The organism is Massilia sp. PAMC28688, from assembly GCF_019443445.1.
Lineage (GTDB): Bacteria > Pseudomonadota > Gammaproteobacteria > Burkholderiales > Burkholderiaceae_D > Telluria_A.
Window position 1 is genome coordinate 713742 of record NZ_CP080378.1, and the last position, 20285, is coordinate 734026.

The 20285-nt window shown below is 63.6% G+C and carries 9 protein-coding genes; 3 read left to right on the forward strand and 6 right to left on the reverse strand.

All coding sequences use genetic code 11. From position 1 onward, the window contains the following. Positions 1–4 precede the first annotated feature (4 nt). From tldD to KY495_RS03190, 3 genes are all read right to left on the reverse strand, one after another. The gene (tldD, locus tag KY495_RS03180) at positions 5–1465 is read right to left on the reverse strand and encodes a metalloprotease TldD (protein WP_219882317.1); all 1461 of its coding nucleotides are present in this window, start codon (positions 1463–1465) and stop codon (positions 5–7) included. A 72-nt stretch (positions 1466–1537) separates the two neighbouring features. Then, positions 1538–2335: a carbon-nitrogen hydrolase family protein gene (locus tag KY495_RS03185; protein WP_219882318.1), complete on the reverse strand. Its 798-nt coding sequence runs from the start codon at positions 2333–2335 to the stop codon at positions 1538–1540. After that, positions 2332–6507, reverse strand: coding sequence for a YhdP family protein (locus KY495_RS03190; protein ID WP_219882319.1), 4176 nt, complete (start codon positions 6505–6507; stop codon positions 2332–2334). The genes KY495_RS03185 and KY495_RS03190 overlap by 4 nt, the downstream gene beginning before the upstream one ends. A gap of 136 nt (positions 6508–6643) precedes the next feature. On the opposite strand from KY495_RS03190, the gene glnE reads away from it, so the two are divergent. Next, positions 6644–9541, forward strand: coding sequence for a bifunctional [glutamate--ammonia ligase]-adenylyl-L-tyrosine phosphorylase/[glutamate--ammonia-ligase] adenylyltransferase (gene glnE / locus KY495_RS03195; RefSeq protein WP_219884057.1), 2898 nt, complete (start codon positions 6644–6646; stop codon positions 9539–9541). A gap of 201 nt (positions 9542–9742) precedes the next feature. On the opposite strand, the gene KY495_RS03200 is transcribed toward glnE, so the two are convergent. Next, a complete protein-coding gene (locus KY495_RS03200; protein WP_219882320.1) occupies positions 9743–12532 on the reverse strand; it encodes a TonB-dependent siderophore receptor in 2790 nt (929 codons plus the stop codon). Positions 12533–13234: 702 nt separating this feature from the next. Here KY495_RS03200 and KY495_RS03205 point away from each other — a divergent pair. Then, positions 13235–16240: a TonB-dependent receptor gene (locus KY495_RS03205; RefSeq protein WP_219882321.1), complete on the forward strand. Its 3006-nt coding sequence runs from the start codon at positions 13235–13237 to the stop codon at positions 16238–16240. Between the two features lie 120 nt (positions 16241–16360). Here KY495_RS03205 and gap read toward each other — a convergent pair whose 3' ends face one another. Both gap and tkt read right to left on the reverse strand, forming a co-directional pair. Further along, positions 16361–17371: a type I glyceraldehyde-3-phosphate dehydrogenase gene (gap, locus tag KY495_RS03210; protein WP_219882322.1), complete on the reverse strand. Its 1011-nt coding sequence runs from the start codon at positions 17369–17371 to the stop codon at positions 16361–16363. A gap of 47 nt (positions 17372–17418) precedes the next feature. Continuing rightward, positions 17419–19416, reverse strand: coding sequence for a transketolase (tkt, locus tag KY495_RS03215; RefSeq protein WP_219882323.1), 1998 nt, complete (start codon positions 19414–19416; stop codon positions 17419–17421). 126 nt (positions 19417–19542) lie between these two features. Here tkt and KY495_RS03220 point away from each other — a divergent pair, with 126 nt between their 5' ends. Next, the gene (locus KY495_RS03220; RefSeq protein ID WP_219882324.1) at positions 19543–20280 is read left to right on the forward strand and encodes a 16S rRNA (uracil(1498)-N(3))-methyltransferase; all 738 of its coding nucleotides are present in this window, start codon (positions 19543–19545) and stop codon (positions 20278–20280) included. Positions 20281–20285 lie beyond the last annotated feature (5 nt).

Sequence of the window (20285 nt, forward strand, 5' to 3'; positions counted from 1 at the left end):
GCGCTTACGCCGTTCCGCCCACCGTGACGTCTTCAATCCGCAAGGTGGGTTGGCCAACGCCCACCGGGACGCTCTGGCCTTCCTTGCCGCACACGCCCACACCGGAATCGAGGCGCATGTCGTTGCCAATCATCGAGACGCGATTGAGCACATCGGGACCATTGCCAATCAGGGTAGCGCCCTTGACCGGGTAGCTGATCTTGCCGTTTTCAATCATGTACGCCTCGGTGGCGGAAAACACGAACTTGCCGTTCGTGATATCGACCTGGCCGCCGCCGAAGTTCACCGCATACAAGCCGTTCTTGACCGAGGCCAGGATTTCTTCCGGATCCTTGTCACCGCCCAGCATGTAGGTATTGGTCATGCGCGGCATCGGCAGGTGGGCAAACGACTCGCGCCGTGCATTGCCCGTCACCGGCATGTTCATCAGGCGCGCATTCATGGTGTCCTGGATATACCCCTTCAGGATGCCATCCTCGATCAGCGTGGTGCACTGGGTTGGATTGCCTTCGTCATCGATATTGAGCGAACCGCGGCGGTCCGACAGGGTGCCGTCATCGACCACCGTCACGCCCTTGGCGGCCACGCGCTGGCCGATGCGGCCCGAGAACGCGGACGAGCCCTTGCGATTGAAGTCGCCTTCCAGTCCATGGCCAATGGCTTCGTGCAGCAGCACGCCCGGCCAGCCCGGTCCCAGCACGATGGTCATGGGGCCGGCCGGCACGGGCCGCGCGTCCAGGTTCACCACGGCCGTGTTGACCGCTTCGGTCGCATACTTATCCAGCAGTTCATCGCTGAAGTAGCCATAGCTGTAGCGCCCGCCACCGCCTGACGAGCCCATTTCGCGCCTGCCATTCTGTTCCACGATCACCGTCACCGACACCCGCACCAGCGGCCGGATGTCCGCCGCCAGTACCCCGTCGCTGCGCACCACCAGCACCACATCGTATTCGCCGGCCAGGCCCGCCATGACCTGCACCACGCGCGGGTCTTTCTTGCGCGCCATTTTTTCCACGCGCTCGAGCAACTGCACCTTGGCCGTCGCGTCGAGCGAGGCCAGGGGATCGTTGGGCAGGTACAGCGAGCGTCCGCCCACTTCGCGCATGCTGCTGGCGACCTGGATGCTGCCGGCACCGGCGCGGGCAATGGTGCGCGTGGCGCTGGCCGCATCCATCAGCGCGCTTTCCGAAATCTCGTCGGAATAGGCAAACGCCGTCTTGTCGCCGGAAATGGCGCGCACGCCCACGCCCTGGTCAATACTGAAACTGCCCGTCTTGACAATGCCTTCTTCCAGGCTCCAGCCTTCACTCTTGGTGAACTGGAAATACAAATCCGCGTAGTCCACCTGGTGCGTAAACATGGTGCCCAGCGTCTTGAGCAGCTTGCCTTCATCGAGGCCAAACGGCGTGAGCAGCACCTCGCGTGCCACCGCCAGGGAGGAAAGATTCGGTTCGAAAGGTTTCATGGGCAGGCTCTTTCAGATGTGAACTGGCATTGTGCCATATTCAAAAATTTCTCACGCGCGAGGGAAGGCCTGCTACAGTTTCCGGTGCTTGAGTGCCGGCAAGTTTTCCCGCACCTGGGCCAGGTAGGCGGCATCGATCTGGCCGCTCACCACGCCCTCGCCCTCGGCCAGCACGGCCTTGACCTCGCCCCACGGGTCGATCAGCATGCTGTGGCCAAAGGTGCGGCGGCCATTGACGTGGGTGCCCCCCTGGGCAGATGCCAGCACGTAACACTGGTTTTCAATGGCCCGCGCCCGCAGCAGCACTTCCCAGTGCGCCATTCCGGTCGTATGGGTAAAGGCGGCGGTGACGATCATGAGCGTGCACTCGCCCATGGCCCGGAACAGCTCGGGAAAGCGCAGGTCGTAGCACACGGCCAGTCCCACGCGGCCAAAGGGCGCATCGAACATGACCACCGACTCGCCCGGGACGATGGTGCGCGCCTCGTCGTAGTGCTCGCTGCCCTTGGTGAAGCCAAACAGGTGAATCTTGTCGTAGCGGCTGACCGGCTTGCCGGACGGATCGAATACCAGGGTCGTGTTCATGACCTTGTTTGCATCCGGCGACACCAGCGGCAAGGTCCCGCCGATCAGCCACACGCCATGTTCGCGCGCCATCTGCGCCATGGCATCCTGGATCGGCCCTTGCCCGGGGTGCTCGGCACGGGCCACCTTGTCGCTGTCGGTCATGCCCATGATGGGCCAGTATTCCGGCAGGGTGACCAGGGCCGCGCCGTTGGCCGCCGCCTCGGCCACCAGGCGGCGCGCCGTGGCCAGGTTGTCTTCCACATGGGGAGAACTGATCATTTGTACCGCTGCAACTGTCGTCATGGAACGCTGGCCTCCTTCGGTTTGACGGGAGCTGGCCTGCCCTTGCCGGCCAGCTTGGTGACGACCGGCGTCTTCCACGGTCCGGTCACCTGCATTTCGTAAGTAAGCGCGCGCATCACCGGCTCGCGCAGGAACAGCTGGGCCAGGAAGCTGCCCACCCCCACCACCGGATTGACCGCCAGCGCGTACACCAGCGGCCCGGTGCCGAGGTTAAATTCCGGGATCACCACCACATGCAGGTTGGCCGTCTCATTGGCAATGTCCACCGAGCCATCCATGAGCACGGTTGCCGCCACGCCCCACATGCGCAAGTTGTCCGTGCGCAGCACCCCGCGCGTGATGGCGGCATTGGCGCTGATGCCGTCAAAGGCCAGCCCTTCGGAAAACACATCGTGGAAATCAAGCTTGAGAATGCGCGGCAGCATCTGCAGGCTGAGCACCCCCAGCAGCTTGGCCGCGCCCGGATCCTTCTTGAGGAACTGGCCGCTGGCGAGCTTCAACTCAATTTTGCCCGACAGCGAAGGAATGTCCAGCGAATACGGCAAACCGTTCCACGCAATGTCGCCCGTCATCTTGCCCTTGCCGCGCTTGAGCGTATCCGGAAAGCCGAAACGCTCGAGCATGCGCCCCGCGTCTTCGATCTCCATGCTGAAATTGAGCCCGGTACTGCTCACCCCATCGCGCAGGGCCCATTTGCCGGTGCTGGTCAGGACGCCGTCGGGATTGGCCAGCAGCAAACGGTTGATGCGCCACTCGCGTCCCCCTGCTGCCTGCACATTGTTGGCCGCCAGTTCCAGCCGCCCCAGCTGCTTGTTGAACAGCTCGAAGCGCTCGGCCACGATATCGAGGGCCGGAATGCTCGACGCCGGACTCTTGCTGCTTTCCAGGAGATCCTTGACGCCGGCCTTGGACGACTCGGGGATGATGAGCGAGGCCAGGCGCGCCGTCACCTTGCCCAGGCCCTGCCCGGCGGGCCCTTCATTCCAGGTCACGTGGCCCGACACCTGGCGCGAATCGATACTGGCTTGCCAGGTCCGGGCCTGGTGCGAAGCGCCCACCACCACCGTGTCGAGCTTGCGGTCCAGGATGATGAGCTCGCTGGCGCGCGCCGCCATCACGTCCGGCACCACGTACTGCGCCATGTTGGCCCCGCCTCCCGCGCCCTCGGCCCGGGGCCCGGCAGCGGCGCTGACGCGGCTGCCCAGCTCGAGCCACTGGTCGACATTGAGCAGCTTCATGTTGGCGTTGATGGTCAAGCCTTCTTCCGGCTCCGGCGCCGGGGCATTCACGCCCAGGCCGCCGCTGGTGACGCGCCAGGCACCCTTGCCCACCCGCTGGCGCAGGTAGCGCGCCGCCATGGTGCTGCCCAGGTTGATGCGGATTTCATCGCGCGCCACCGGCTCGGCCGTGCCGGCGCCCGACCCCTGCAGCCCGGTAAGGGCAAAGTGCAGCGGCAGCGCTTCGGCCGCCGCCTTGTTGAGCGGGGCTGGAAATGCCAGCCCCAGACCGGCCAGGGTCGAGTCGATCACCACCTGCGGCAAGCCATCCCTGACCGTGATGGCGCCCGTATAGCGCGCGCCGCCGCTGATGCGCGAGGCCACCGGCGCCATGGCCGCGCCCGGGTATTGGCGGGCAATGCCCTCGGCCGAGACGGCGCCCGACAGGCGAATCTGCACCCCGCCCTCGCGTGAAGAGCCGCCCGTCAGGGCCAGCGGGCCGCCCAGGAAGCTCGCGCCCATGCCCGACAGCGTCACACCGCGCTCCGTGAAATCGAGCTTGCCGATTGCCGCGTGCAGCGGCGGCAGGTCGGGAAACAGCATCACCTCGTTGTTCATCAGTTGCAGCGCACCCTGGACCCGGCTGTCCTTCATGTGGGTGAGCGGCAACTGCATTTTCAGCGCCAGGCGCGCCGGCCCCGTGGCCCGCACCTGTTCCGTGAAGCGCCCGGTCCACGTGCCTACCGGGCTGGCATCGATATAGCGCAAAAATTCCTGCAGGGGAGCGGAGGCGCCGCCCTCGATGCTGAGCACGCGGTTCGGGTCGGCCAGGTCCGGCACGGCCAGCTTCACTTTGGCCAGCGTCACTCCCAGCGAGCGGGCCGAGTCGATCTCGAACTGCATGCGCGTGCGCTCGAACGCAAACGTACCCTCGATGTCATGGGCCAGCGGCCACTGGGGCGACACGCCGTCGGCGCCAAACTGCGCCGGCGCATAATTGAGGCGCGCCCCGCTCATGCGGCCGGCGACGCGAAATTCGCCGCTGCCTGGCTCGCGAAAGGGAAAGCGCGCCAGGTCGCCGCGCAGGCGCAGCGTGGCATCATTGACCACGCCGTCTTCGATGGCCGTGGTCAGCCAGGCGGCCAGATGGGGGGGCGTGGCCAGTGGCAGCAGGCGCCCCAGCTGCCCGAGCTGGACACCGTCAAAAGTGCCGGCCATGTCAATCACCCCGGCCGGCTTGCCGGGCTGGGCCACCAGCGGCATCTGGTGCCTGCCGCTGAGCGAACCCTTGATCGCGCCTTGCACGAAGTGCATGCTCTCCAGGTGCAGCAACAGCTGGTCCTGGGGCGCGAAACTCCAGCGCGCCTGCAGCTTCATGTCGTCGAACGGCATGCTCGGCTCGGCAAACCAGGCCGGCAGATGCAGCACCAGAGCGCGCGAATCGAGCACCACGCGCCCGCCCTTTTCGCTGGCGTCGATGCTGCCGGACAGGTTCTCGAAGCCGGGAATGGCTGGCACCGCAGCCGTCGCCGCCCGGCTGGCCGTACGCGCCTGCGCCAGGCGCGCCGGCTGCGGGCGCATGGCCAGGCCAGCGAGCGTGCCCTTGATCCGGTAGGCGCTGATATCGGGGTAGCGCCCTTTCCAGCTGGCCGTAAAGTCCGACAGCTGGCCGCGCGGGGCAAAATCGGCCAGCATGCTGCGCTGCGGGCTCGACAGGGGCAGCTGCCCGGCCAGGCGGGCCAGCGTTTCCAGGTCAAGCTGGCGCGCCGACAGGTAAAACTCTTCCGGCTTGGCGCCCTTGGCCGGCACATAGGCTTCCACGATGGTGGTGGGCGCCAGCGCCAGCCCGCCCGTGGTCTGCAGCGAGAAGTCGCTCAGCATCACGGTGTGGCCAAACGTGCCAAAGGCCGGCTTGCCGCCATTGGCGCCGTTGGCAAAGGTTTCACTGGCCGACATGCGGCCCTGCACCCGGGTCAGTTCCAGCGGCGGCAAATCCTTGCCCAGCCGCGCGGCCACGTCGACCAGGCGCAGGTCGGCGGTGAAACTGGCCAGCTTGGCGCGGTCCAGCGTCAGCCAGGCCCGCACCGAACCCTTGCCGCGGATGACCTCGAACGGATAATTCACATAAGCCTTCCACGCCGCCACATCGGTATTGCGCAGGTCGGCGTACATCTCACCGCTCCACTGGCGCACATCCGACATCGCCACCCCGAAATGCGGGTGGCTGAAGTCAGCCCGCAAGTCGAGCGGACCGGACAAGCTGGCCGGGGGCGTGGCCCGCAGCGCCAGCCGGTGGTGGTTCCAGCGGTTGAGCATGAGCAGGTCGACCTTTTCCAGGGTCAGCTGGGGCGCCCCGCGCCGCTCGTCGCTCCAGCGGATGCGCCCGTCCCGGATCGATACTTCACGCTGGCTCAGCAGCCAGTCCGACCCCTGGCCGTCGCCGCCCTTGGGGTCGAGCACAATGCCGGCCACCGACACCCGTCCGGCGGCATCGCGCCGCACGTCCAGGTCCGGGCGAATGATTTCCAGGGCGTCGAAACGGGGCTTGGCCGCCACCAGCGACCACCATGACAGCGTGGCCGACACGCTCGGCAGGCTCAGCACCTGGCGGCCCTGCCGATCGCGCAGGATCACGTCGCCCAGGAACAGGTTGGGCCGCAGACCCTGCCAGGATGCATAAATGCGGGCAATCGAGACCTGGCTGCCCAGCGCCCGGCTGGCATGGCGCTCGATGTCAGGCTTGTAATAATCGATGTTGGGCAAGATGGCGTAGCGCAGCATCAGGAACACGATGGCGAACAGAAAATACAGGGCCAGCGCCAGCTTGACGGTAAATCCCAGCACGTGATGCGAAGCCCGGTTGGCCAGCCGATACGCGGCCCGCACCCGGTGCCAGCGCTGCGCCAGGTGCAGGTCGGGCAGGTGATGGGGAGCCTGGGTGTCTGGTTTGTGCATCAATACGCTAATAAAGGGCTCGCCGCGGCAACAAGAGGGACATGCGCGTGCGCCGGGGGCGGCGCGCCGGGGCAATTCTACCGCATCGGGGCCCATGGACGAGCCACTTTAGCCAAGGAATTGTTTCTATGTGTTAATGACCGACGTGACCGGGGCCCCGCTCCGGGCGCCAGCTGCGCGGCCGCACTTGCATCCCCGGCGGCGCCCCCTTACTATCAGGCGCATCAGGACCGCAGCCAGCCGGCCCGCGGCCGCCCATGACCCAACCAGAGCCGCCATGACCGCCACCTCCCTTACCGCCTGCTCGCGCTTTTACCAACGCTGGCTGGCCGCCGATGCCGCGCGCGCGGCCCAGATCGACGAACTGGTGCGCTCGCCCCTGTCCAGCCTGGACCTGGAGGCGGCCCTGGAACGGCAGCGCGCGGCTGCCAGTCCGCCCCTGCCCCTGCCGCGCGCCATGCGGCGCCTGCGCAACCTGCTGGTGTGCGGCCTGATCCGGCGCGACCTTGACGGCCAGGCCGACCTGGCCGAAGTGGTGGCGGCCATGACCGGCTTTGCCGACTTTGCCATCCGCACCCAGCTGGCCGCCCTCATGGCCGAGATGGTGGCCAGCCATGGCACCCCGATGGGACACGAGTCAAGCCTGCCCCAGGAAATGATGGTGCTGGCCATGGGCAAGCAGGGTGGCGGCGAACTGAATGTCTCGTCCGACATCGACCTCATCTTCGTGTACCCGGAAGATGGCGAGACGCGCGTGGCCGACGCCGCCCAGCGCCAGCTGTCGAACCATGAATTCTTCACGCGCCTGGGCAAAAAGCTGATTGCCGCCCTGTCCGAGATCATCGAAGATGGCTTTACCTTCCGGGTCGACATGGCGCTGCGGCCCAACGGCGCATCCGGCCCGCTCGTGGCCAGCCTGAACATGGTGGAGGAATACCTGATTGTCCAGGGACGCGAATGGGAGCGCTACGCCTGGGTCAAGGCGCGCGCCGTGACCGGCACCGAGGCCGACATTGCCGCCCTCGACGCCATCGTGCGCCCCTTTGTCTTTCGCCGCTACCTGGACTTTGGCGTGATCGACGCCATCCGCAACATGCACGCCCAGATCCGCGCCGAGGTGGGGCGCCAGGAACGCCTGCACCCGGACCGCAGCAACAACGTCAAGCTCGGACGGGGCGGCATCCGCGAAATTGAATTTTTGGCCCAGGTCTTCCAGCTCATTCGCGGCGGACGCGACGCCGCCCTGCGCGAGCGCTCCACCCGCGCCACCTTGCGCGTGCTGGCCGAGAAGGACTTGCTGCCGGCCGAGACGGTCGAGCGCCTGCTGGCCGCCTATACCTTCCTGCGCAACCTGGAACACCGCCTCCAATACATCGATGACGCCCAGACCCACACGGTGCCTGCCGGCGAGGCCGAACGGGCCACCCTGGCGCGCATGATGCAGCTGCCCGACAGCGCCACCCTGCTGGCGCGCCTGGACCAGGAGCGCGCCTTCGTGGCCGCCCAGTTCGACGCCATTTTCAGCGACAAGGCCAAGGGCGAGGGCGAGGCCGACGACGTCGATCCGCAAAGTTCGCACGCCCTGGCCGACTTGGACCGGCAGGAAGCGATCCAGGACCGCATGGCGCAGCTGGCCTTTGACGACCCGGCCGCCGCGGCTCGGCGCCTGATGGCGACCTGGCAGAGTCCGCGCATCCAGGCCCTGCCCGAAGCCTCGCGCACCCGCCTGCTGGCCCTGGTCAATGCCGCCCTGCCCCTGATCGCCCGGACCGCGGCCGATCCCGGCGCCGGCAGTGCCAGCGCCACCCTCGGCCGCCTGCTCGACTTTTTTGAAGCCATCGCGCGCCGGTCGGCCTACCTGTCGCTGCTGACCGAATACCCGCACACGCTCGAGCGCGTGATCCGCATGATGTACGCCAGCGGCTGGGCCGCGACCTTCCTGACCAAGCACCCCATCGTGCTAGACGAACTGCTCGACGACGGCATGCGCCACACCCTGCCCGATTACGGCCAGCTGGCCATCGACCTGCGGGCCCAGCTGGCCGAAAGCGAGGGCGACACCGAGCGCCAGATGGACATCCTGCGCGAAGCCCACCACGCCCAGCAGTTCCGCCTGCTGGCCATGGACCTGGCCGGCGACCTGTCGGTGGAAAAGCTGGCCGACCACTTGTCGCTGCTGGCCGACATCATCGTCGCCGCCACCATCGACGCGGCCTGGAACACCGTGGCCACGCGCCACCGCGAGGTGCCGCGCTTTGCCGTCATTGCTTACGGCAAGCTGGGTGGCAAGGAACTGGGCTATGTGTCCGACCTCGACGTCATCTTCCTGTTCGACGACGACGACCAGGAAGCGCCGGGAAACTACGCGCGGCTGGCGCAGCGCTTCATTACCTGGATGACCGCGACCACCTCGGCCGGCATGCTGTTTGACATCGATACCGCGCTGCGCCCGGACGGCGCCAGCGGCATGCTGGTGTCGTCGGTGCAAGCCTTTGAGCGCTACCAGGACAATGCGGCCTGGCTGTGGGAACACCAGGCGCTGACCCGGGCGCGCTTTTGTGCCGGTGACGCCGCCATCGGCGAGCGCTTCGAAGCCATCCGCGCGCGCGTATTGCGCAAGGACCGCGCCGCCAAGGAAGAGGAGCTGAAACAGGAAGTGCGCAAGATGCGGCGCAAGATGCGCGAAGCCTACCCCAACCGCACCGCCCAGTTCGATCTCAAGCACGACGAGGGCGGCATGATCGACATTGAATTCATCGTCCAGTACCTGGTGCTGCGCCACGCGGCCCAGTACCCGCAGCTCACCATCAATATCGGCAATATTGCGCTGCTGCGCATGTTCGGCGAACTGGGGCTGATCGATGCCGCGCTGGCGCTGGCCGTGGGCGACGCTTACCGCACCTTGCGCCGCCTGCAGCACCAGCTGCGCCTGCAGGGGCGCGACAATGCCCGGATCGACCCGGCCAAGGTGGAGCAGCACGCCGCCGCCGTGCGCGCCTTGTGGGATGCCTGCCTGGGCCCGGACATGGCCTAGTCACGCCGCCTCCCGCGCGCCGGCGCGTGCCAGCGAAGCGCGGCCCGGCGCCGGGCTCGGGGCGGGGGCGCCTTCCCCGCCTATGTCCTCGTTTTTGCTCGCCCCTCGCTTGCGCGCCGCAAAAAAAAACCGCACACCAGGCAGGCATGCGGTTTTGGGTGCCGGCGGAAGCGGCTGTCGCCGCCCCGCTTCAGCCAGTCATCAGAACGAGTACTCAGCCGCAACCTTGATCGAACGTGGACGCAGCGCGTAACCGCCGCGCAGGTCAACCGGTGCCGACGTCTTCAAGGCATTGCGCACGTTGACGGTTAGGCGCGTATTCTTGAACCCCGAGTACACGAAGTTCAGGTCGGTCCGCATGGACGCAGCCGTGTAGCATGGCAGGTCGTCGGTTGGTTTGACGTTCTTGATGCAGCCGGCTTCGTTCCAGCGTGCCTCGTCGGTCTCGTCGAAGTTCAGTTCGGTGCGCGACGTACGGTTGATGCGCACGCTCGTGGCGAACGTGCCCTTCTTCCACACCGCCGACAGCACATTGGTGTACTTCGGATTGCCGCGCAGACCAATCGTGTTCGGGCGGAAAGCACCGGCATCGATGTCCCACTCCTGCAGCTTGAGCGCGATGGTCGACATCAGGCCTACGGTCAGGGTGCCGTTGGCGCCCATGTTCAGGCGCCCCGACAGATCCAGGTCGATGCCCGAGGTGAGGGTCTTGCCGAAGTTCTCATAGCTCAACAGCAGCGACTGGATATTACCGTTGGTAAATGCCAGGTTGGCGCCGGGGCTGAGCACGTTGGCGCGATCGGCCAGGCGGCGGTCGGTATCGCTGACGGGGTTGCGCACGATGAACTGGCTGTACGGCGCATTGTCTTCACGCTGCAGAACATAGCTGACCGGGCGGTAGGCAATCTCGTCTTCGCGCTCGATGCGGTAGTAATCCATCGCAAAATTCACGTTCTTGACTGGCTCGGCGACAAAGCCCAGCGTCAGGCTCTTCGAGGTTTCAGGCTTGAGCGACGAGCTCGACGAAATCATGGCCGGCACCGACGTCAGGCAGCCCGAGTTGTAGGCCACGGTGGCGTCCGAACGGTCGGTGCTGGTGCCCGTCGCCAGAATGTCGCGGATGCGGGTGGCGGTATCGCAGCGCTTGGGGTCGAGCGTGCTGTTGAAAAAGCCGGTCAGGCCAACCTTGCCCAGCGTTTCCGGAATGTTCGGGGCGCGGAAGCCGCCGGCCACCGTACCACGCAGCAACACCTTCGGCGTGACGGTGTAGCGCACGCCCACTTTTGGCGAGACGTGGCCGTCAAAGCCGTCGGCCTTGTCGGCGCGCAGCGCAGCATTGACCACCAGCTTCTTGGTCACTGGCGCATCCAGTTCCAGGAACACGGCCGACAGATCGCGCTGGCCGTCGATGAACAGCGAACCGCGGCCGATGATTTCAGCGTTGACCACGTTGTCGGTCGACTTGATGTACATCGATTCGCGGCGGAACTCGCCACCGATGGCGAACGACAGCGGACCACCCGCCAGGGTCATGACTTCGCCGGTCAGCTTGCCGTCCACGAAATCCTGGGAAATCTTGGCATCGGTGCCGATGACGGGGAACATGCGGTCCAGCAGTTCCTGGCTGTTCGGGCCGCCAATGACATACTCACCGGAAGACACGGCTGCCGGGAAACGGTCGCGGTGGGCGCCATGATCGCGCGATTCCGCATCGCCACCGACGCGGCCAGCTGCCACTTCCCACTCAAAGCCAAAGCGCTCGATCGGGCCATTGATGCCGGCCATCACGCGGTACTGGTTCGCTTCGGACGGCGACTTCCACATGTCGAGGTTGTCCATGAAGCGGTAATCGATACCCACCGGGAACGAGTACGGGTTGGCAGGATTGCCTACTGCCAGCTTGGGCTTGGCAACCGATTCCGACCGCTTCAGGTAGCCGTTGAACCAGTTGGTTGGCGAACCGGCAGCGTTGGCGTACGGCAGCGAGCGGTATTCTGTTTTCGTGGTCGAGTAGGCAACTTCGGCAAAGCCGCGCATTTCCGAACCAAGCTTGAATTTGGCCTGGCTGAAGAAATTCAGGCGCTCGGCGCTGTCGGAGGACTGGGTGATGCCGGTCAGGTCGCTGGTGCACAGGCCGGCGGTGTTGACGCGGCTGGCAGGGCAGCTGGCCACGGCGGTGCGGATGGCGGCACGGGTGCCGGCGCGCGGCTCGTTCAGGTTGCCGGGGAAGGAAAACAGGCTGGGGTCGCCGAACGCAGGGCTCACATACTTCTTGTGCCAGGCCGGGTAGCTGCCAATAATTTCGTTCTGCATGTAGCCGTGGCGCTTATAGGCTTCCAGGTTGGCGAACACGTTGAAGCCATCCGCTTCCAGGTTACCGAAGCCGCCCACCAGGCCGGCGGTCTGCTGGCCGCCAAACTTGTGGCTCTGCGGACGCTCGATGCTGCCCGACACGCCGATACCCTGGTAGGTGCTGCGGGTGATGATGTTGATCACGCCCGACATCGCATCGGAACCATAAATGGCCGAGGCGCCATCCTTGAGCACTTCGACGCGCTCGATCACGTCGGCGGGAATCGAGTCGACGTTGACGAAGACATCCTGGCCACCATCGGCAAACGCGTAGTTCGAGACGCGCCGGCCATTGACCAGCACCAGCGTGGCGCCCTTGCCCAGGCCGCGCATGGAGGCGCCCGAGGCGCCGCGCGCAAAGCTGGTGGCGCTGCCGTCGTCGCGCAGGGTGCCGGTGTCGAACGAGGTCAGCGTGTCGAGCACCTGGCGCACGGTCGTCGCGCCGGTGGCCTTGATCTCTTCGCGGCGCAGGACCGTCACCGGCGAAGCGGTTTCGGAATCGATGCGCTTGATGTTCGAACCGGTCACGACCACTTTCTGGATCGGCGCGGTGTCGGCTTGTGCCAGTGCGTACTGCGAAGTGGCCAGCGTCATCGCCACGGCAAGAACGCTTTTCTTCAGGATGAATTGCTTAGTCAAAGGTAGCTCCGTTGTCGGCGTCCCTTGTAAGGACGCCTGTCTTTTATAGTGATAGTGGTTGGTAAGCCTGTGCGGACACGAAGTTCGCGTTTCCGGATCCACCCCGCTGGACTGCTTCACGGCAAACTGGCCATCGTTTCAATTGCATGGCGAGCGACCGTGCGCCCTCTGGGCCGACATGGAAGTTTTTATGGTAGCCGATGGCATATGCATACGACCACCCCTTCGCGCCACGTCGATATGAGTTTGCCAAAAAGTGTTGTTATTCTGCATTTTCGAACAGCGCTGCGTTACCAATCCGGGGTCTGCCATGCATACTGCATAGACAACTTGTCAGACCCGTGGCTCGCTCCGAGCGTTAAAGCACGGCGACAATTTGGATTTGTCATGTCAAGAACGATGCTGTGTCGGATGGAAACTTGGTGCACGGCATTGCTTTTGTGCACCGGGGACCCGAGAGATTGCTAACGCGACCACCAGTATTGACGGGCACCGTTTGATGAAACTGCATCGATTTACGTATCCGTCAAGTGGCACGCGTTACGAATGCGGGAAATGTTGTTTCTTGACCGTAAAGATTGCGTATGGATTGACATCAAATTGCAATAATGTTGTGATACTGCACGGTGAAAATTGTACATATAAACAATTCCCCCATAGGCTTCACAGCCGTTTAAGCTAAATATTGAAAAGGAAATAGGAATGGATAACAAAGCACTCGGTCACTCAGTGGTGCGTCGCACCGCTGTAGCGATCGCTGCCAGCTTGCTGGTTGCATCCGTCTCGTACGCTCAGCAAGCTGAGGGTTCGATCTACGGTAAGGCCGCCGCCGGCCAGAAGATCACCATTACCAGCGTTGACACCAACAGCACGCGCCAGATCGTGGCCGATGCCAATGGTTCGTTTACGCAAGCCAAGCTCCCACCAGGCAACTACACCGTCACCAGCAATGGCGTGACACGTGAAGTCACCGTTGCCATTGGTACCGGTACCCAGGTGATCCTTGCCGGTTCCGACACCCCGCAGCGCGTGGTCATTTCGCGCAAGCGCAACCCGATTGACGTGTCCAGCGTCGAGACCACCACCGTGTTCACCGCCGAGCAAATGCGCGCGCTGCCAGTGGCACGTGACGTGAACGCTATCGCTACCCTGGCACCAGGCGTGGTCAAGGGCGACGGCGACCTCGGTAACGGCGGCCTGCCTGCATTCGCCGGCGCTTCGGTAGCGGAAAACGGCTACTACATCAACGGCTTTGACGTCACTAACATTCGTACCTTCCTTTCCTATGCCAACCTGCCGTTTGACGCCATCGGCTCGCAGCAGGTCAAGGTCGGCGGCTATGGCGCCGAATACGGCCGTTCGCTCGGTGGCGTGATTTCGATCTCCACCAAGCGCGGCACCAACACCTGGCAAGGCGGCGCATCGCTGTACTGGTCGCCTGAAGCACTGCAAGGACGCGGCCGCAATGTTGTTGACCTTGATCCAGCCCATAATGACCAGGTCACTGGCGAAGCTGGCTATACGGTCTATAACCGTTTTAACCGCGACACCGACCTGACAGCTAACGTCTATGCCGGTGGCCCGATCATCAAGGACAAGCTGTTCGTGTTTGGCGTGATTGAGGGCCGCCGTGATAGCTGGGATCGTTTTGATCAGACGGGCAGCACCAAGAACCTGTCGAATCAGCCAAACGGCATGATCAAGGTAGACTTTACCCCTAACGATGCACATCGTTTCGAATTTACTGGCATCACCAACAAGACTAAACGGGAAGTGCTTGATTACACGCTGCCCGCAGGACGCTATGCAACGAGCCACGTCGGCCAAGGTGCAGCCAGCACCATCACCGGCGGCGGCCATACACTGATCGCGAAATACACCGGCTACCTCACCGATAATCTCACGCTGTCCGTGTTGGGCGGCAAGGTCGAGGACATGGTAACGAAGACAGTTGGTGCGCGCGAGCAGGGCCAGGATTGCCCAGTTGTCTACGACCTGGGCCTGGTCCCACTTGGTTGCTGGGCCTTTGACAATTTCCCAGGTTCGGTACGCGACTTCACCCGTCCTGACGACAAAGACACCCGTAAAGCGTTCCGCGTCGACGCAGACTACGTTCTGGGTAACCATACGCTGCGCGCTGGCGTCGATAACCAGGAATTTGCTTCCTTGGCAGCAGGCACCCTGACTTACTCGGGTGGCGTTTACTGGCGTTATTTCCAGGCGAACTCGGCCGGCACGGTCAATGGCGTTGTTGGCGCAGTAGCTCCTAACGGCATTTATGTGCGCCGCCGCGACGGCTTCTCGACTTCCGGCGAGTTCAAGGTCGAGAACAAGGCATATTACCTGGAAGATACCTACAAGGGAATCAAGAACGTTACCCTGTATGGTGGTCTGCGGTGGGAATCGTTCGACAACAAGAATGGCGATGGCGTCAGCTTCGTCAAGGCTGACAACCTGTTCGCACCGCGCCTGGGCGCAGCTTGGGACGTGAACGGTGATGCGTCGATGAAAGTGTATGCGAATGCCGGTCGCTATTATATTCCGGTCGCTGCCAACACCAACATCCGTGCCACCCGTGGCGAGGCTTCGTCAACCCGCTTCTTCTCGTTTAACGGCAAGGATCCACGCACTGGCGCTCCGCTGAATCTGGGTTCTGAAATCGGCGTTGCCAGCATCGTTGGTGACGGTAGCCTGGCCGATCCAGCAACGATTGCTGACACAAATCTGCAGCCAATGTCACAAGACGAGTTCATCTTGGGCCTGCAAAAGAACATCGCCAAAGGCTGGACGGTGGGCGTCAAGGGTACGCACCGTAAGGTCAACAACGGCATGGACGACTACTGCTCGCACTTGGCCTTTGAGAACTATGCTGAAGACAAAGGCTTCACCAACTTCGATTCGGGCACCATGGCCGGCTGTATTCTCGTTAATCCTGGCCAGGATGTTACGCTGAATGTCGACCTGGAAAATAATGGCACACTCAAGCCAGTGACTTTCCCGGCAAGCTATATTGGTCTGGGGCAGTACACCCGCAAGTATGATGCTATCGAGTTCTCCGCTGACCGTCCATTTGACGGCAAGTGGAACCTGAACGCTTCATACACCTGGTCGCGTACCAAGGGTACCGCGGAAGGCTATGTCAATTCGGTCATCAACCAGGAAGACGCCGGCGTTTCGCAGGACTTCGACTTCCCATCGCTCGATGACGGCGCAGACGGCTACACCTCCAACGACCGCACGCATGTGTTCAAGGTCTATGGTAACTACATGCTCAACGACACACTGCGTGTGGGCATGAACGGCACGGTTTCTTCGGGTCGCCCAACCAGCTGCATCGGTTTTGTTCCTCACACTGCAGCGGACTACTCCGATGCACGTAACTACACCACTGCATCCTCGTACTACTGCCTGAATAATCAGGGTCAGTCAGTCCTGGGGCAGCGCGGTACGGCTGGCCGTACCCCATGGAACGGCACGCTGGACATGAACGTCGCTTATATGCCTAAGCTGGCCAAAGGCCGCCTGACGCTGCAGATGGATGTGTTTAACGTATTCGACTCGCAGCAAGTTAGCGAGTGGAATGAGACGCGCGATTACAGCCGCGCAACGACGTCTGCCACCGAAGGCAAGTTGAACCCGAACTACCAGCGTCCGACGCAGTTCCAGTCGCCACGGACGGTGCGTGTCACGGCACGTTACGAGTTCTAAAGTCTCGCTCTCCGCACTTGAAAGGCCGCCTTCGGGCGGTCTTTTTTTATGTGCGCCCATGCTGGGCGCACATAAAAAAACGCCCCGAAGGGCGTTTTACATGTTCCTGCTTGCAGCGAATTACTTCGCGTTCATCAGCGCCACAGTCGTGTCGAGCATGCGGTTCGAGAAACCCCACTCATTGTCGTACCACGACGATACCTTCACCAGGCGGCCCGATACCTTGGTCAGGGTCGAGTCAAAGTTCGACGAGGCCGGGTTGTGGTTGAAGTCGATCGATACCAGCGGCTCGGTCTGGTAGGTCAGCACTTCCTTCATGTCACCTTCGGCTGCAGCTTTCATCAGGGCATTGACTTCCTCGACCGTCGTATCGCGCTTGGCGATGAAGGTCAGGTCCACCAGCGACACATTGATGGTCGGCACGCGCACTGCAAAGCCGTCCAGCTTGCCGTTCAGCTCCGGCAGCACCAGGCCCACCGCGGCAGCCGCGCCGGTCTTGGTCGGGATCATGCTCTGGGTGGCCGAGCGGGCGCGGCGCATGTCTTCATGCATCACGTCCGACAGCACCTGGTCGTTGGTGTACGCGTGCACGGTGGTCATCAGGCCGCTTTCCACGCCGATGGCATCGTTGAGTGGCTTGACCAGCGGAGCCAGGCAATTGGTGGTGCACGACGCGTTGGAAATCACCGTGTCCGATGCCTTGAGCACCGACTGGTTGACGCCGTAGACGATGGTGGCGTCCACGTCCTTGCCGCCCGGCGCCGAGATGATGACTTTCTTGGCGCCGCCCTTCAGGTGAGCCGAGGCTTTTTCCTTGGTGGTGAAAAAGCCCGTGCATTCCAGTACCACGTCCACGCCCAGCTCGCCCCAGGGAATGTCAGCAGGGTTACGCTGCGCGAATACGCGGATCGGGTCGCCGTTGACGATCATGTTGTCGCCATCGACCGTGACGGTGCCGGGAAACTTGCCGTGCGCCGTGTCATAGCGGGTCAGGTGCGCGTTTGACTTGGCGTCGCCCAGGTCGTTGATGGCCACGATCTGGATGTCCTGCTTCTTGCCGCCTTCGTAGAAAGCGCGCAGCACATTGCGGCCGATACGGCCATAACCGTTGATTGCAACTTTGATCGTCATACTTTTTGCTCCTGATTGATAGAAAAAGGGGACTCGCTATATTTTGTTCAGGCCGCCAGAACCAGCTTGGCCTTGGCCACGACGTTCTCGACCGTGAAACCGAAGTGCTTGAACAGCACCGGTGCCGGGGCCGATTCACCGAAGGTATCGATGCCAACCACGGCGCCCTCCAGGCCGACGTATTTATACCAAAAATCGGTCACGCCGGCTTCAATGGCCACCCGCGGCACGCCACGCGTGAGCACGCTCGCCTTGTAAGCGGCGTCCTGGCGGTCGAACACGTCGGTCGACGGCATCGACACCACGCGCACGGCCACGCCTTCGGCCGTGAGGGCGGCAGCAGCCTTCATGGCCAGCTCGACTTCCGAACCGGTGGCCATCAGGATCACCTTGGCATTGGCCGCGTCCTGCAGCACGTAGCCGCCGCGGGCGATGTCGGCGATCTGCGCATCATTGCGCTCCATGTACGGCAAGTTCTGGCGCGAGAAAATCAGGGTCGACGGGCCGTCCTTGCGGCGCACGGCAGCGCCCCAGGCCGCGGCCGACTCGACCGTGTCGCACGGGCGCCAGTTGTCCAGGTTCGGGATCAGGCGCAGCGACGAGACATGCTCGATCGACTGGTGGGTCGGACCGTCTTCGCCCAGGCCGATCGAGTCGTGCGTGAATACAAAGATGGAACGCAGCTTCATGAGCGCGGCCATGCGCAGCGCATTGCGGCTGTAGTCCGAAAAAGTGAGGAAGGTGGCGCCAAACGGGATGAAGCCGCCGTGCAGGGCGATGCCGTTCATGATGGCGCTCATGCCGAATTCGCGCACGCCATAGTTGACATGGTTGCCGGGCTTGCCCGAACGCAGGGCCACGCATTCCTTCCAATTGGTCAGGTTGGAGCTGGTCAGGTCGGCCGAGCCGCCCAAAAATTCCGGCAGCGATGGCGCCAGGGCCTGGATCGCGTTCTGGCTTGCCTTGCGCGTGGCAATGGTTTCCTTCTTCTCGACGCAGGACGCGATGGCGTCCGCGACCAGCTGCTCGAAGTTGGCCGGCAGCTCACCGTTCATGCGGCGCTCCAGTTCCGCGGCCTCTTGCGGGAATTGCGCGCGGTAGGCGCTGAACTGCTCGTTCCACTTCGCCTCGCGCGCGGCACCGGCGGCCTTGGCATCCCAGGCGCTGTAGACGTCGGCCGGGATCTCGAATGGCACTGAGGTCCACAGCAGGTGCTCGCGCACGGCTGCCACTTCCTTGTCGCCGAGGGCCGCGCCATGGACCTTGTCACCGCCCTGCAGGTTGGGCGAGCCCTTGCCGATGATGGTCTTGCAGCAGATCAGGGTTGGCTTGTCGGCCAGCTTGGCCTGGGCAATGGCAGCGTCCACCGCAGCCACGTCATGCCCATCCACATCGCGGATCACATTCCAGTTGTACGATTCAAAGCGCTTGGGCGTGTCGTCGGTGAACCAGCCTTCCACCTTGCCGTCGATCGAGATGCCATTGTCGTCGTACAGGGCGATCAGCTTTTTCAGGCCCAGGGTGCCGGCCAGTGCGCACACCTCATGCGAAATGCCTTCCATCAGGCAGCCATCGCCCAGGAAGGCGTAGGTGTAGTGGTCCACCACCTCGTGGCCTGGCTTATTGAATTGCGCTGCCAGCAGGTATTCCGACAAGGCCATGCCGACCGCGTTGGCAATGCCCTGGCCCAGCGGGCCGGTGGTGGTCTCGACACCGGGCGTGATGTCCACTTCCGGGTGGCCCGGGGTCTTCGAATGCATCTGGCGGAAGGCGCGGATGTCGTCCATGGTCAGCGCATAGCCCGACAGGTGCAACAAGGCGTAATGCAGCATCGAGCCATGGCCGTTCGAGAGCAGGAAACGGTCGCGGTTGATCCACTTTGGATTGGCCGGATTGTGCTGGTAGTGCCCGGCCCACAGCGCCACGGCAATGTCGGCCATGCCCATCGGCATGCCTGGATGGCCTGAATTGGCCTGTTGTACAGCGTCCATTGCCAGCGCGCGGATCGCGTTGGCCATCAAGGTGGTAGGGAGCGTCGAGTTCATGGGTAGCTAAGGGTCTGTGGGAATGGGAGTGCGGCGGCGTTGCAGGGATTACTGAGCCAACTATTTTACCAGACAAGGGGGCAGCCTATTAGAATGCGGCATTGTTTCGCCTTCGCCCTCTGCCCTATGCCACGCTTTTACTGCTCCTTGCCCCTCGCCCCAGGCCTGCCCCTCGATCTGCCCGACGCCGTGGCCCACCATGTGCACGTGCTGCGCTTGCAGCCTGGGGCCATGCTGACCTTGTTCAATGGCGAAGGCGGCGAATATGCGGCCGAATTATTGAGCGTGGATAAGAAGCGCGCCCGGGCCCTGCTGGGCGCCCACGTGGCGCGCGAAGCCGAGCTGCCGTTTGCCCTAACGCTGGCTCAGGCCCTGCCGGAAGCATCCAAGATGGACTGGATCATTGAAAAGGCAGTGGAACTAGGCGTGACAAGCATCGCCCCGCTGGCAGCTCAGCGCTGCGTGGTGCGTCTGTCAGGCGAACGGGCCGCAAAGCGCCTGGCGCACTGGCAGGGCGTGATCGTCGCGGCGAGCGAACAGAGCGGGCGCAACCGCCTTGCGCAGCTCGCGCCGGTGGAAAGTTTCGGCAGCTTCATTGCCACCCCGGGCGCGCAACGCCGCATCCTGCTCTCGCCGCGCGCCGGCACCTCACTGGCGGCATGGGCGCAGACGCAGCAGCCACACGCGCTTACCATAATGATCGGACCGGAGGGAGGCTTCACGGCGCAGGAAGAAGAGGAGGCCGTCGCGGCCGGCGCGCTGGCGCTGTCGATGGGACCGCGGGTGCTGCGCACAGAAACGGCCGGCATGGCGGCAACTGCCACGCTGGCGGCCCTGTGGGGCCAGGCTCAGCCCGCAGCCTGACCGGG

What these genes read in the sequence shown, in the direction of transcription:
- tkt (WP_219882323.1), bottom strand. Translation starts at nt 19,416, where the DNA reads ATGAACTCGACGCTCCCTACCACCTTGATGGCCAACGCGATCCGCGCG.
- glnE (WP_219884057.1), top strand. Translation starts at nt 6,644, where the DNA reads ATGACCGACGTGACCGGGGCCCCGCTCCGGGCGCCAGCTGCGCGGCCG.
- KY495_RS03205 (WP_219882321.1), top strand. Translation starts at nt 13,235, where the DNA reads ATGGATAACAAAGCACTCGGTCACTCAGTGGTGCGTCGCACCGCTGTA.
- tldD (WP_219882317.1), bottom strand. Translation starts at nt 1,465, where the DNA reads ATGAAACCTTTCGAACCGAATCTTTCCTCCCTGGCGGTGGCACGCGAG.
- KY495_RS03220 (WP_219882324.1), top strand. Translation starts at nt 19,543, where the DNA reads ATGCCACGCTTTTACTGCTCCTTGCCCCTCGCCCCAGGCCTGCCCCTC.
- gap (WP_219882322.1), bottom strand. Translation starts at nt 17,371, where the DNA reads ATGACGATCAAAGTTGCAATCAACGGTTATGGCCGTATCGGCCGCAAT.
- KY495_RS03185 (WP_219882318.1), bottom strand. Translation starts at nt 2,335, where the DNA reads ATGACGACAGTTGCAGCGGTACAAATGATCAGTTCTCCCCATGTGGAA.
- KY495_RS03190 (WP_219882319.1), bottom strand. Translation starts at nt 6,507, where the DNA reads ATGCACAAACCAGACACCCAGGCTCCCCATCACCTGCCCGACCTGCAC.